We start from the raw sequence: 12,617 nt of genomic DNA, 5'->3' as shown, positions 1-12,617 counted from the left end.
AATCCGTTGGTGTTGAAATGAAAATCGACAAATGCGGCCGAAATGGTGCGATGCACAAAACTGCGACAGACTGTATCGATTAGGTGGGAATAAAAGCTTTGCGGGACTGCAACAAAGTCCCGCAAAGCCTTATATCCGTCCGGCCAGGAAAACCGGACGGGGGGTTCCGTCCGTTAAGCGACGGCTAGAGCCAGAGATATTGCTCCAATCGCGTCGCACAGGAAACTGTAGCGCCCACACCCTTTCGAGGTATGCAGCGACGACATGAAGTAATCCCTAATACAAGATCGGTAGGAAAACATTACCTAAATCGGCAAGAAGGCCTATTCCTGCAGACCTTTTTTGGGCTCTTTGCTCAGGCGATCTCGCGAAGTTGTTCAGCCGTCTGCAGATCAACCGACACGAGCTGCGATACACCCTGCTCTGCCATTGTCACCCCGAAGAGCCTGTTCATTCGTGCCATGGTGATCGGATTGTGGGTAATAATGACAAAGCGCGTCTCCGTGGAGGCAGCCATCTCGTCCATCAGATTGCAGTAGCGCTCGACATTGTGGTCATCCAGCGGGGCGTCCACTTCGTCCAGCACGCAGATCGGCGCCGGATTGGTCAGGAAGACGGCAAAGATCAATGCCATTGCCGTCAGCGCCTGTTCGCCGCCCGAAAGCAGCGTCATCGTCTGCGGCTTCTTGCCGGGCGGACGGGCGAGGATTTCGAGGCCGGCTTCGAGCGGATCGTCGGATTCGATCAATTGCAGTTCCGCCGTGCCTCCACCGAAAAGATGCGTGAAGAGACGCTGGAACTGACCGTTGACCACATCGAAGGCGGCAATCAGACGCTCGCGGCCCTCACGATTGAGGCTCTGGATTGCGCCGCGCAACTTGCGGATCGCATCGATCACGTCGTCCCGCTCCTTGATCAGCGCCTCGAGGTTCTCGCTCAGGTCCTTCTGCTCCTCCTCGGCGCGCAGGTTGACCGCGCCAAGTCGCTCGCGCTCCATCTTAAGGCGCTCGAGTTCACGCTCGACCTCGCGAAGGTCAGGCGCTGCCTGCATCGCCTCCAGCCCTGCAAGCCGAAGTGCCTCGTGCGGCGCAACGTTCAAGGTCTCACGAATGCGCGCCTCGGTTTCCTGCCGCTTTTCGCGACCGGAGACCAGGCGCTCTTCGGCACGGCCACGGCGCTCGCGGCTTTCGGCAAGTTCGGAGAGAGCAGTCGCCGCCTTGTGGTCGGCGTCGCGCTGGACGAGTTCGGCCTCGGCGAGCACATCGGCCGCGTGGCGACGGGCTTCCTCGGCCTTCTGGAGTTCGGTCAGCAACGCACGGCGTTTGTCGTCGAACTCATCGGGCGCCATCTCGAGGTCGGCCGCTTCCTCGCGCGCTTCCTCCTCGCGGTCGCGAAGCGTGGCGATGTGATCCTCAGCGCCGGCAGCCCGCTGGCGCCAGGTCTCGCGCTCCTGGCCAATGGCAACGATGCGACGCTGGCGGGCCTCGTTTTCCCGGTTGAGGCTTTCATGGCGGGCGCGCGCTTCGGCGAGTGCGCCGCGATCGGTCGCGACTTCCGCCTGCTGCAAGCGAAGCCGCTCGTCTATCGCGATCAGATCGGGAGCATCGTCCAGCTCGATGCGGGCGTTCTCTTCCTGGATCGAAAGATCCTCAAGCTGTATCTGAAGTTGGCTGACCGCCTCGGCAACGACATCGCGGCGACGGATAAGATCGCCTGAGGCGCGCTCGGCCACAGCCAGCGCGTCGCGCGCCTCGGAGAGTTGCCTCGCGGACATACGACTTTTCTCGCGCGCCTCGCCAAGGCGCTGCTCTTGCACGCGAATGGCATCGGCAGCGCCCGCCAAGCGCTCTTCTGCTTCGGCGAGTATGTCGCGGGCAAGTGCCGCTTCGCTCTCCAGTTCGGCGAGCCGGTTCTTCTGCGCCAGCCGCAACGCGGCCGCGCTCGGTGCATCGGCACCCGTGACATGCCCGTCCCAACGATAGACGGCACCCTCTTTGGTCACCAGACGCTGGCCGGGCTTGAGATCCTTTACAAGGGCGGCAGCATCGGAATCCGTGACGAGGCCGATCTGCTTCAGGCGGCGCATGAGCGCGGCGGGAGCGCGAACGTAGTCAACCAGTGGCGTTACACCAGCCGGCAGCGCGGGATCTCCTGACCCGTCGCCGTTACCGGACCAGTGAACCGGTGCCTTGGGATCGAGCGGGGATTCGATGTCGTCACCGAGGGCAGCACCGAGTGCTGTTTCAAAACCTCGATCGACGCGAAGCTCATCGGCGGCTGGCGCAAATTCGCCTGCTGCGGCACCGGCAGCAAGCATGCGCGCAATGGTCCGGGCCTCGGTTTCGAGGGCGTTCAGCTTCGCACGCGCCTGATCAACTGGCGATCGGGATAGAGCTTCGGTCTGGCGGGCAGCCGCCAGGGCCTGCTCGACGCCCTGGATCGCAGCCTCCGCTTCAGCAAGCGCCTGCTCGCCAGCCTCCACCACGGCCCGCTTCTCGTCCGGGTCAGGCAGGCTGGCAATCTTTTCGCCGATTGCGGAGAGCTCGCGATTGGCTTCGTCCATTTGCCGTTCAAGGCGCATCTTGCGATCGGCAAGATCGCGGATCGCCCGTTCGAGCTGGTTACGCCCGGCTGCAGCCTCCGCGCGTTCGGCCGTCAGCGCTGCAAAAATGCGTTCACTGTCTGCGAGCTTCGCCGCAGCCTCCTCGAAGGCCTCGCGCGTCTCTTCGGCAAAGCGACCGGAATCGGCGAGGATCTCGGTGATCTCAGCCTCCTCCGCATCGAGCCTTGCCAGAATTGCGGCGTTGTCTTCCACCAGCCGTTCCTCGCGGCGGATGTCTTCGCCAAGCTGTGTCAGCCGCCGGGTCAGTTCGTCGCGACGGCGCAGGATGCGGTTGGCGTCCTCCTCAAGCTGCGTCTTGGCTATCTGCAGGCGCTGCAACGCTGCAGCCGCCCGGGCTTCGCCTTCGCGCAACTCCGGCAGCTTGAGGCTCGCGATGCCTTGAGCCTTGGCAGCCTCCATCTGCATCTGCGCCTTTTCGGCAACGATGACAGTGGCCTGATTGAGCGCACTGTCCGCCTCGGCTTCCGCCTCTTTGGCCTGAACCCATCGAATATGCAGGAGCAATGCCTCGCGAGCGCGGATATCAGCGGACAGCGACTTGAAGCGGTTTGCCTGACGGGCCTGACGCTTCAGGCTCTCGATCTGGCTTTCGAGCTGCGAGGTCACGTCATCGAGGCGTTCGAGATTGCTTTCGGCAGCCCGCAGACGAAGCTCGGCTTCGTGGCGACGCGAATGCAGGCCTGATATGCCGGCCGCCTCTTCAAGCAGCTGGCGGCGGGCCTGCGGCTTTGCCGAAATCAGCTCGCCGATACGCCCCTGCCCGACCATTGACGGCGAACGGGCACCGGTCGAGGCATCAGCGAAGAGAAGCTGCACATCCTTGGCACGGCTTTCCTTGCCGTTGATACGATAAATCGATCCCTGCTCGCGCTCGATACGGCGCGTCACCTGGATTTCGTCGCTGTCGTTGAAGGCGGCGGGCGCCGTGCGCTCGGCATTGTCGAGATAGAGCGCCACTTCGGCGGTGTTGCGCGCGGGCCGGTTGCCGGAGCCGGAGAAAATGACGTCGTCCATGCCGGACGCACGCATATTCTTATAGGAGTTTTCGCCCATCACCCAGCGGAGCGCTTCGACGAGGTTCGACTTGCCGCAACCATTCGGACCGACGACACCGGTCAGGCCGCGCTCGATGATGAATTCGGTGGGTTCGACGAAAGACTTGAAGCCGACGACGCGAAGCTTGTTGAACTTCATGCGGCGGCCCCGCGCCACACAAAGCAATCGACGGGCGCACGGCTTCCGCCGTCGCCCGTCGATTGGATACGGTTCGGTTTAGAGCAGGCTGTCGATAAGGGCCGACATGGTGTCAACCGTCATGTCTCCAGAATAGCGCTTGCCGTTGATCAGGAAAGTAGGCGTGGAGTTGACGCCAAACTCCTTGGAACCCCTTTCCCGTGTTGCATTCACTTCATCCAGCAGCTTCTGGTTCGTCAAGCACTTCGTGAAGCTATCCTCAGTAAATCCAGCAAGTTTGGACATCTGAAGCAGTGCAGCGCGGCCATCTTCAGCGGCCGCCCATGTCGGCTGCTGCTTGAAGAGCATCGAAACCATCGGGAAATACTGTTCAGCCGTGCTCAATTCTTCCGGCTTGGACGGGTTGCAGCGAGCCAGCATGAAGGCAGCCGCTGCGCGCGGATCGAAGGGGAATTCGCGGATGATGAATTGCGCCTTGCCGGTATCGACGTACTTCTTCTTGATCTCGTCGAAGGTCGTCGCGTGGAAGTGCGCGCAATGGGGGCAGGTCATCGACATGTATTCGACGATCTTGACCGGGGCATCCGCCTTGCCGATTGCCATCTCCGGCAACTCGCCCGGCTTCAGCACGGCAGCCATGTCGACGTCGCCATCAGCCTGCGGGATTTCGGCGGCCGCCTGAGCGGTGCTGAAAACCGCAAGGGTCGCTGTCGCGGCAGCCACGCCGCCCAGAAGCTGGCGTTTCGTCAGTTGCATTTCGGAAATCGGCATGAAGTTCCCCATGGATCAGAGTAGTGGCTGACAGTGCGATATAACGGCTCGATGCCGTGAACAAGGCACCGTTGACCAACTCTCTTCAAAGAATTGTGACCTTGGTTGGACCGCCAGATTAAATTGAGGACAGAATTGCTGCGGCAATACTCGGAAGGCACTAGCGACCGCGCTTCCCCAACACCGCCGTGCCGAGGCGCTTGACGGCCTCGCGCAACTTGTCGCCTTCGATCCCTTCCATCATCTCGTCGAGTCTTGCGGCAGCCGCGCCCTTCAGAGGCGGAGGCGTACGGGAGCGCTTGACCGCCTGATAGACAGGTTTCTGAACGATACGGATCTGGTGAACGGCAGCGAAACCGAAGAAACTATTGACCCTCTGGACCAACTCGCCCTGCGCATGCGTCAAAAACAGTGCCCGTGCACCCTCGCAAGCGATGGTGAGAACACCCGGGCGGAAGCTGCCATCGTCGTTGCCGCGCGCCCAGGCGATCTTTTCCGGCCGCGTGCAATCGGCAAACTCCTCGCCGGCGATCTCATCCCATGAACCGAGCAGCGCCGTGTTGATACCGGCGCGCTTTGCCAGCACCGGATCGATCAACCCATTGGTCAATTCGGAGATCTGCTTTTCACCTTTGCGTGGATAACTCATCGAAACCTTCACATCGCGCTGCCTTCAGGCGCCACTGCCTTGATCGCGCGGCATTGCTTCGCCAAGTATAGGGCACTTCCCCTCACGACGGCAAATGATGACATCAACGACACTGGACGCGCCCGCCGCCAAGCCCCTTCTCGACTGGTACGATCGCCACCACCGCGACCTGCCCTGGCGGGTTTCGCCGCCGATGGCTGCGCGCGGCATCAAGGCCGATCCCTATCGTGTGTGGCTTTCCGAGGTGATGCTGCAGCAGACCACGGTACCGGCGGTGAAGCCTTACTTCGCCAATTTCCTGGCGCGCTGGCCGACCGTGAAGGATCTCGCGGATGCACCCAGCGAGGACGTGATGGCGGCTTGGGCCGGGCTTGGATACTACGCCCGTGCCCGCAACCTCAAGAAATGCGCCGAAGCAGTCGCGCGTGAACACGACGGCGTCTTTCCGGATAGCGAGGACGGGTTGAAATCGCTTCCTGGGATTGGCGACTATACCGCCGCCGCGGTGGCGGCAATCGCCTTCAACCGGCAGGCAGCGGTGATGGATGGCAATGTCGAGCGGGTGATTTCGCGGCTCTACGCTATTGCCACGCCCCTGCCCGCTGCCAAACCTGACATGAAGCAGAAGGTGGCTCTGCTGACGCCGAAGGATCGGCCGGGCGACTTCGCACAGGCTATGATGGATCTCGGCGCGACGATCTGTACGCCCAAGCGTCCCGCCTGCTCTCTCTGTCCTTTCAACGGATCCTGCGAGGCGCTACGCCTGCATGATCCCGAACAGTTTCCGGTCAAGGCCGCCAAGAAGGAAAAGCCGATCCGCCAGGGCGCAGCCTTTATTGCGGTCACGGCTGATGGAGAGGTTCTGCTGCGGCGTCGCATCGAAAGCGGCCTGCTCGGCGGCATGACCGAAGTACCGACGACCCACTGGACGGCGCGGCAGGACGGCGAGACGTCGGCCGATGCAGGACCTTTCCCGGCAACCTGGGAGCCGTGCGGAACCGTGACCCACGTCTTCACCCACTTCGAGCTCCGGCTCTCGATCTACCGCGTCGCGATCCCCTCGCGAATTCAAGTGGATAACGGTTGGTGGGAGCCGGTTACAAATCTTGACTCGCAGGCGTTGCCGACCGTCATGAAAAAAGCAATCACCGCGGCTATCCCGCTCGCGTTCAAACATGCCAAGGATTAATCGATGCCCATCGAGCATATTGTTTTCGACATCGGAAAAGTTCTCATCCATTACGATCCGGATATTCCGTACAGCCGCCTGATCCCCGATGAGGCCGAGCGCAAGTGGTTCTTCGAGAATGTCTGCACCCATGACTGGAACATTGAACAGGATCGCGGTCGCACCTGGGCTGATGCCGAAGCGCTGCTGATCGAGGTTCATCCGGATCGTGAGGAGCACATTCGCGCCTTCCGCAAGCACTGGCACGAAATGGTTTCGCATCCATACGACGACAGCGTCGCCATCATGGAGGGCCTGATTGCCGATGGCCAGGACGTGACGATGCTGACAAACTTCGCGTCGGACACCTTCCGCGAAGCACAAGTGCGCTTTCCGTTCCTGACCAAGCCGCGCGGCGTAACGGTCTCGGGCGACGTCGGCCTCATCAAGCCTGACATCGCGATCTACGAAACACATACGAAGAGCTTCGGCCTCAATCCGGCTGCGACAATCTTCATCGACGACTCGGCCCCCAACGTCGAAGGCGCGAAGGCGGCAGGCTGGGATGCGGTTCTTTTCACTGGCGCCGACAAGCTGCGCGCCGATCTTGCAGCACGTGGCGTGAGGGTCTGACAATGGCATTCGATCCGGTTGAGGAACTCAAGCGTTTCCACGGCGCGGTCAACGCGCTCGATTTCGAGACGATCGAGAACTATTTCGCGGAAGACGCGACCTATGTCTCGAAAGGCGTCGGAAGCCTTTCGGGGCGAGACGAGATCATGGTCGCCTTCCGCAAGTACTTCGACGACTACCCTGATCAGACGGCGATCGACACACTGGTCGAGAAGGTAAGCCCGAAAGCGGCCCGCGCGGTATGGTCGGTTCGCGCGACGCACAGCAAGACGGGCAAGCCCCTGGTGCGGGAAGGCGAAGAGACGCTTACGTTCAACGAAGACGGCCGTGTCACCCACGTCGAAGTGAAAGACTATCAGGCGTTCTGAAAGAACGCTGCCGAGAGATAAAAGGCGAGCACGAAAAAGAGCCACAGGTCGGAGATCATCGCGATGTTTCTCGACCTGTTTCTCCCTGGCTCGAGAAGGTGCTTGAGACCGGCAAGCCCGAAGAACAGGCAGCCGGTGATCGCTGCCGGGACGACCCACTGTGGCTCGAAGAAGCTCAGCACGCCAAGCATGCCGATCGACATATTGCCGAAGCCGATCTCCTGCACCAGTGACTGGGCTTTGTGATCGGTCACACCGAAAATAGTCTCAGCGGTGAAGGCCGGATTGAGGATCTGCTTCAGGCTGGCAACAAGCAACCGCAGCCCTACGCCCCAGAAGACGAACCACTTTCCGACCAGAAAGACGATGTTGGCATCCGTGCTCCACAGCGCTTCGGCAACAACCGAACCCAGCGGCAGGACAAGCATCAGCAACAGTATGATCGCAAGATACATGGCGGCTTCCTTGCCTGCTTCGGATCATCAGCGGCCGATACATGACACGGAATTGCGCTTTCGCGCGAGCCAAAATGAAGAGCGCCCGGGGGTGTTGATCCCCGGGCGCCAGGCCTTCTTCCGTAACTGGAGGTACAAAACACCGGAAGAAGGGAGTCTCGATCAGGTCGAGGCGCGCGTCATTCCGCCTTTGCCAGATCACTGCGGATCACGGACCTGAGTTCGTCGATCGGGCGCAGGGATTGCCCGTCGTCGAAATGCCAGAATGTCCATCCGTTGCATGCATCAAGGCCCTGGACCTTTGCCCCAAGGCGATGAATGGAACCGGCCTCGCCACCGGAAGCGACGGTGCCGTCGGCGCGAACGATCGCGCTGTAACGGCGTCTAGCATCCGTGAGCACCTGGCCGGGCTTGATCAGGCCGCTTTCGACCAGCACGTTGAAGGCCACGCGGACTTCCTGCTTCTTGCCGGTCATGACGGTGAGTTCGGCCTTGCCGAGCGGCTCGACCGCTTCGATGCGGGCGGAGGCCGCATCGATATAGTCCTGCTCGCGCTCGATGCCGACGAAGTGGCGACCGAGGCGCTTGGCGACGGCACCCGTCGTGCCGGAGCCGAAGAATGGATCGAGGATGATGTCGCCTGGCTTCGAGGACGCCATGATGACACGGGCAAGCAACGCTTCCGGCTTCTGAGTCGGATGCACCTTCTTGCCGTCGTCGCCCTTCAGGCGTTCGCCGCCGCTGCAGATCGGGAACAGCCAGTCGGAGCGCATCTGCACGTCGTCGTTTGCCGCCTTCATGGCATCGTAGTTGAAGGTATAGCCCTTGGCCTTGGCGTTCGGGCTCGCCCAGATCATCGTCTCATGCGCGTTCTGGAAGCGGCGGCCCTTGAAGTTCGGCATCGGGTTGGTCTTGCGCCAGACGATGTCGTTGAGGATCCAGAAATTCAGGTCCTGCAGCGTCGCACCAACGCGGAAAATGTTGTGGTAGGAGCCGATGACCCAGAGCGTGCCTGTCGGCTTCAGGACACGACGGCAGGCAAGCAGCCAGGCGCGAGTAAAGGCGTCATAGGCTTCGAAGGATGCGAACTGATCCCACTCGTCATCGACGGCGTCGACAAGCGACTGGTCGGGACGATGCAGGTTGCCGCCGAGCTGCAGGTTATACGGCGGATCGGCAAAGATAACGTCTACGGAGTGGTTCGGCAGGGCTTCAAGGGCCGCAACGCAATCGCCCTTGATGATCGTGTCGATCCAGGAGTCCGGCTTTGCGGAGGCCTTGAGATCGGCAAGCGGAAATACTGACGCCATCTGGAAACTCGCTCATACACAATTACGCTTTTTACTGTCTGTTATGGTTACTCAGTTTGGTTACCAAAGCCTGAAGGATGAGCGATTTCGAGAAAATAAGTCGCAGCGCAAGTTTCGGCGGTAGAAAGGGGCGGTCGTCAAACGATGCCCGCCCCGCCCTTTTCGACTGAGGCAGCTAGGCCGCGACGTCATGCACCTTGCGGCTGTCGGCGGGTGCCTCGGTGCGCTCGTTCATGCCGTAGTCGCGAACGATATGGCCGATCCGCAGACGGTAATCCGCGAAGACGCCATTGCGACCGGCATGCTGAGCGGCGCGGTGTGCTTCAAGGCTTCGCCATTCCTTCACGGCCTCCTCGTCGCGCCAGAAGGAAAGCGAAAGTAGCTTGCCGCGATTGGTGAGACTCTCGAAGCGCTCGATCGAGATGAAGCCGTCGATCTTTTCCAGTTCACCGCGAAGCTCGCCGGCGAGATCAAGATAGGTGTGGCGTTCGCCCATGAAGGGCAGGACTTCAAAGATGACAGCGATCATGGCATCACCAGCTTTGCATGAGGAAGGGAGGCATTCCTGAGGAAGATGCGATCTTCCTTGAGGATGAAGCGTTCGCGTTTGGCGAACTCGTAATTCTCCTTGCCAAGCGGGTCGCCGGCAAGGCGGGAGCGATAGGCTTCGTAAGCTGCGAGGCTTTCGATGTTATAGACACCGTAAGCTGTCGTCGCCGAGCCCTCATGCGGTGCGAAATAGCCGATCAGGTCAGCCCCGTTACGCGGAATCGCCTGGCCCCAGTTGCGGGCATATTCGCCAAAGGCTTCCTTCTTGAACGGATCGATCTCATAGCGGATAAAGCAGGTAATCATCGTCGTCTCCTTGTTGTCTGGAAACAGTTTTCGCACATTGCCGGACGACAATGCTTCGGTTAGGATCGAAGTATGAAGGAAGGACCTGACATAGCCCAGATCGGGGCGCTGATCGGCGACCCCGCCCGAGCGAACATGCTGACGGCGTTGATGGGTGGCAAGGCGCTGACGGCAACTGAACTTGCGGCCGCTGGCGGCATTACCCTGCAGACGGCGAGCACCCATCTTGCCAAACTCGAAGCAGGCAACCTGCTTGTACAGCGCAAGCAAGGCCGCCACCGCTATTTCGCGCTGGCGGATGACAGCGTCGGGAAGTTCCTGGAAAGCATCATGGGCTTCGCCGCCGGGCGCGGCCATCTGCGGCACAAACCGGGGCCGAAGGAACCGGCCCTGCGCAAAGCGCGCATCTGCTACGATCACCTTGCCGGCGACTACGGCGTGCGGATGCTGGACAGCCTCGTTGCTCGAGGCGCGATCGATGCCTTCGGTGACGGTCTCGCAGTGACGGAGAGCGGCGAAAACGAACTGAAGCGGATCGGCATAGACATGCCTGCGCTGAAATCGTCGCGCCGGCCCATGTGTCGCTCCTGCCTCGACTGGAGCGAGCGACGGGCGCATCTTGCGGGCAGCCTTGGCAAGGCCCTGCTTTCGAGCTTCCTGGAGAAAGGCTGGGCCCGTCGCACGGCTGAAAGCCGTTCGATCATCTTCTCTCCGGAAGGCGAACGGCAATTTCTCGCGCTGTTTCCAGCCGCTAAATAGCTGCGACCAATCGCAAAATCCAAGCCGCCCGCGACGCGCAATCCAGCCATGCCCTGCTATCGGTTGAGCTTCGCCAAGGCATCGTGTAAAGGGGCATCATCCCAAACAAGGCGCGAGTAAATGGACGGCTTCGACCTCATCATCTTCGACTGCGACGGCGTTCTGGTCGATTCCGAAATCATTGCCGCGGATGTCGAATCCAAGCTTCTGACCGAAGCGGGTTACCCGATCAGCATCGAGGAAATGGGCGAGCGCTTTGCCGGCATGACTTGGCAGAACATTCTCTTCCAGGTCGAGCGCGAGGCCAGCATTCCGATCCCAGCATCGTTGCTCGACAAGTCCGAGAAGCTCCTCGACCTACGCCTGGAACAGGACGTGCAGGCGATATCGGGTGTCGAAGCGGCCCTTTCGCGTCTGCAGCTGAAGCGCTGCATCTGCTCCAACTCGAGCAGCAAGCGGCTCGACATGATGCTCGGCAAAGTCGGTCTGAAGCCCCTTTTCGCGCCCCACATCTTCTCGGCAAAGGACCTTGGTCCCGATCGCGTTAAGCCGAAGCCGGACATTTTCCTGCATGGCGCCAAGCAGATGGGCGTTTCGCCTGATCGTGCCGTTGTCGTCGAAGACTCCGTTCATGGCGTCCACGCCGCGCGCGCCGCAGGCATGCGCGTCATCGGCTTTACCGGTGCATCGCACACCTATCCGGCACATGCCGACCGGTTGACCGATGCCGGCGCCGAAACGGTCATCTCCCGCATGAGCGACCTGCCGGGCGTCGTCGCAGCACTCGCCGAATGGGAAGGCGTGCTGTAACCCGACAAACGCTTAGAAAAAGGCCGCTCGAACGCGGCTTTTTCAGTTTCGTCGGCGCACATTATTGCAATCGCTAGATTTTCAGGTTGAGCGCACCAGCGAGCATCTCAAAGCGCGCCGGGAGTTTTCCGGGCGCCTCGCCGTCGCTGTCGATGGGAATCGGTTCCTTGCAGATCGGCCACGCCTCGACGAGCCGCGCCCGATGGGTGCTGACAAGCGGGCTCCTGAGGTGGCCGCCGCTATAGATGCTGTTCATAAGTGACAGCACCTTCAGCCTGCCGGCACCGCGGATAACGACCACATCGAACAGGCCGTCAGCGACATCGGCGTCAGGTGCCACCTTCATGCCGCCGCCGAACCAGGCACCGTTGGCAACGGCAACCGCCGTGATCGGACCTTCATAGACGTCCTCGCCATCCAGCCTCAGACGAATATTGCGAGGCGTGTAGCGCAGGATCTGCAGCAGGCTGTGGAAGAGAAACACCATCGGCCCGGGCAGGCGCCGACCGTTGCGCGCCTCGTTCACGGCGCGCACGATATGACCGGACACACCAAAGCTTGCGATATTGGCGAAGTGGCGTGTGACCGTGTCGCCGTCCTCGTCGTCGCAGGTCAGCAGTCCGGAATCGATCTGCCGTACGGACGGAGACACCAGTCCTTCTGCGATCTTGGCAGGATCACGCGATATCGGGAAATTGCGGGCAAAGTCGCAGCCGGTCCCGGTGGCTATGAACGAGAAGGCCGTAGTCGGTCGATGCGACTTCAGAATACCGCCGGCCACCTCGCCGATTGTCCCGTCGCCACCGACGGCGATCACCAGATCGGCCCCGTCATCCGCCAGTTCCCGCCCGAAACGCTCGGCGTCGCCGAAACCCTTGGTCTCACGAAGGCTGAGATCGGTAAATCGCGCCTCGATGGCACGCCGCAGCGCCGACCAGAACAACTTCTTTCCGCGCCGTCCCGACGCCGGGTTCAAAACGATGCCGATTTTCAAGCGATCTGCGCTCCCCGCGCCGGCCAGC

General features: G+C 61.1%; 13 protein-coding genes. 5 read left to right on the top strand and 8 right to left on the bottom strand.

Annotated features, from left to right (window positions below):
* Nucleotides 1–355: 355 nt before the first annotated feature.
* The 3 genes from JNB88_RS19510 to JNB88_RS19500 all read right to left on the bottom strand — a co-directional run bounded on the left by JNB88_RS19510 (nucleotide 356) and on the right by JNB88_RS19500 (nucleotide 5,237).
* Entirely contained in the window at nucleotides 356–3,817 is a 3,462-nt protein-coding gene (locus tag JNB88_RS19510) for a chromosome segregation SMC family protein (protein ID WP_220356888.1), read from the bottom strand.
* A gap of 78 nt (nucleotides 3,818–3,895) precedes the next feature.
* Nucleotides 3,896–4,588, bottom strand: a complete 693-nt coding sequence (locus tag JNB88_RS19505; protein ID WP_037135751.1) for a DsbA family protein — start codon at nucleotides 4,586–4,588, stop codon at nucleotides 3,896–3,898.
* Between the two features lie 160 nt (nucleotides 4,589–4,748).
* Nucleotides 4,749–5,237: a DUF721 domain-containing protein gene (locus tag JNB88_RS19500; RefSeq protein WP_220356887.1), complete on the bottom strand. Its 489-nt coding sequence runs from the start codon at nucleotides 5,235–5,237 to the stop codon at nucleotides 4,749–4,751.
* A gap of 97 nt (nucleotides 5,238–5,334) precedes the next feature.
* Between JNB88_RS19500 and mutY the strand changes: the two genes are divergently transcribed.
* From mutY to JNB88_RS19485, 3 genes are read left to right on the top strand one after another with little or no spacing between them, the layout of a single operon-like run.
* Nucleotides 5,335–6,426 carry an A/G-specific adenine glycosylase gene (gene mutY, locus JNB88_RS19495; protein WP_220356975.1) on the top strand — a complete coding sequence of 364 codons (1,092 nt, stop codon included), beginning with the start codon at nucleotides 5,335–5,337 and terminating at the stop codon, nucleotides 6,424–6,426.
* Nucleotides 6,427–6,429: 3 nt separating this feature from the next.
* Nucleotides 6,430–7,038: an HAD family hydrolase gene (locus tag JNB88_RS19490; RefSeq protein ID WP_220356886.1), complete on the top strand. Its 609-nt coding sequence runs from the start codon at nucleotides 6,430–6,432 to the stop codon at nucleotides 7,036–7,038.
* Between the two features lie 2 nt (nucleotides 7,039–7,040).
* Nucleotides 7,041–7,406, top strand: a complete 366-nt coding sequence (locus JNB88_RS19485) for a nuclear transport factor 2 family protein (protein ID WP_037135747.1) — start codon at nucleotides 7,041–7,043, stop codon at nucleotides 7,404–7,406.
* Here the strand turns inward: JNB88_RS19485 and JNB88_RS19480 are convergent.
* The 4 genes from JNB88_RS19480 to JNB88_RS19465 form a co-directional block, all read right to left on the bottom strand.
* A complete protein-coding gene (locus JNB88_RS19480; RefSeq protein ID WP_220356885.1) occupies nucleotides 7,394–7,861 on the bottom strand; it encodes a DUF6790 family protein in 468 nt (155 codons plus the stop codon). The genes JNB88_RS19485 and JNB88_RS19480 overlap by 13 nt on opposite strands.
* 179 nt (nucleotides 7,862–8,040) lie before the next feature.
* Nucleotides 8,041–9,171 carry a site-specific DNA-methyltransferase gene (locus tag JNB88_RS19475; RefSeq protein WP_113363675.1) on the bottom strand — a complete coding sequence of 377 codons (1,131 nt, stop codon included), beginning with the start codon at nucleotides 9,169–9,171 and terminating at the stop codon, nucleotides 8,041–8,043.
* A 175-nt stretch (nucleotides 9,172–9,346) separates the two neighbouring features.
* Entirely contained in the window at nucleotides 9,347–9,700 is a 354-nt protein-coding gene (locus JNB88_RS19470) for an antibiotic biosynthesis monooxygenase family protein (protein ID WP_220356884.1), read from the bottom strand.
* Entirely contained in the window at nucleotides 9,697–10,026 is a 330-nt protein-coding gene (locus JNB88_RS19465) for an NIPSNAP family protein (protein ID WP_220356883.1), read from the bottom strand. The genes JNB88_RS19470 and JNB88_RS19465 overlap by 4 nt, the downstream gene beginning before the upstream one ends.
* A 72-nt stretch (nucleotides 10,027–10,098) precedes the next feature.
* On the opposite strand from JNB88_RS19465, the gene JNB88_RS19460 reads away from it, so the two are divergent.
* Together JNB88_RS19460 and JNB88_RS19455 are read left to right on the top strand one after the other, a co-directional pair.
* Nucleotides 10,099–10,785 (top strand): ArsR/SmtB family transcription factor, encoded by a 687-nt coding sequence (locus JNB88_RS19460; protein ID WP_220356882.1) that lies wholly within the window; start codon nucleotides 10,099–10,101, stop codon nucleotides 10,783–10,785.
* Between the two features lie 120 nt (nucleotides 10,786–10,905).
* Nucleotides 10,906–11,595, top strand: a complete 690-nt coding sequence (locus JNB88_RS19455) for an HAD family hydrolase (protein ID WP_220356881.1) — start codon at nucleotides 10,906–10,908, stop codon at nucleotides 11,593–11,595.
* A gap of 73 nt (nucleotides 11,596–11,668) precedes the next feature.
* On the opposite strand, the gene JNB88_RS19450 is transcribed toward JNB88_RS19455, so the two are convergent.
* Entirely contained in the window at nucleotides 11,669–12,589 is a 921-nt protein-coding gene (locus JNB88_RS19450) for a diacylglycerol/lipid kinase family protein (RefSeq protein WP_220356880.1), read from the bottom strand.
* Nucleotides 12,590–12,617: the final 28 nt, after the last annotated feature.

It is taken from the genome of Rhizobium cauense (assembly GCF_019511525.1).
GTDB classification, from domain to species: domain Bacteria; phylum Pseudomonadota; class Alphaproteobacteria; order Rhizobiales; family Rhizobiaceae; genus Rhizobium; species Rhizobium cauense.
The sequence above is the reverse complement of the archived record's forward strand: the minus strand, read 5'-3'. Positions and strand labels throughout refer to the sequence as shown.

Excerpts from the sequence above, each read along its gene's own strand:
- JNB88_RS19470 (WP_220356884.1), bottom strand. The coding sequence starts at position 9,700 with ATGATCGCTGTCATCTTTGAAGTCCTGCCCTTCATGGGCGAACGCCAC.
- JNB88_RS19490 (WP_220356886.1), top strand. The coding sequence starts at position 6,430 with ATGCCCATCGAGCATATTGTTTTCGACATCGGAAAAGTTCTCATCCAT.
- JNB88_RS19505 (WP_037135751.1), bottom strand. The coding sequence starts at position 4,588 with ATGCCGATTTCCGAAATGCAACTGACGAAACGCCAGCTTCTGGGCGGC.
- JNB88_RS19485 (WP_037135747.1), top strand. The coding sequence starts at position 7,041 with ATGGCATTCGATCCGGTTGAGGAACTCAAGCGTTTCCACGGCGCGGTC.
- mutY (WP_220356975.1), top strand. The coding sequence starts at position 5,335 with ATGACATCAACGACACTGGACGCGCCCGCCGCCAAGCCCCTTCTCGAC.
- JNB88_RS19465 (WP_220356883.1), bottom strand. The coding sequence starts at position 10,026 with ATGATTACCTGCTTTATCCGCTATGAGATCGATCCGTTCAAGAAGGAA.
- JNB88_RS19475 (WP_113363675.1), bottom strand. The coding sequence starts at position 9,171 with ATGGCGTCAGTATTTCCGCTTGCCGATCTCAAGGCCTCCGCAAAGCCG.
- JNB88_RS19460 (WP_220356882.1), top strand. The coding sequence starts at position 10,099 with ATGAAGGAAGGACCTGACATAGCCCAGATCGGGGCGCTGATCGGCGAC.
- JNB88_RS19455 (WP_220356881.1), top strand. The coding sequence starts at position 10,906 with ATGGACGGCTTCGACCTCATCATCTTCGACTGCGACGGCGTTCTGGTC.
- JNB88_RS19480 (WP_220356885.1), bottom strand. The coding sequence starts at position 7,861 with ATGTATCTTGCGATCATACTGTTGCTGATGCTTGTCCTGCCGCTGGGT.
- JNB88_RS19500 (WP_220356887.1), bottom strand. The coding sequence starts at position 5,237 with ATGAGTTATCCACGCAAAGGTGAAAAGCAGATCTCCGAATTGACCAAT.
- JNB88_RS19510 (WP_220356888.1), bottom strand. The coding sequence starts at position 3,817 with ATGAAGTTCAACAAGCTTCGCGTCGTCGGCTTCAAGTCTTTCGTCGAA.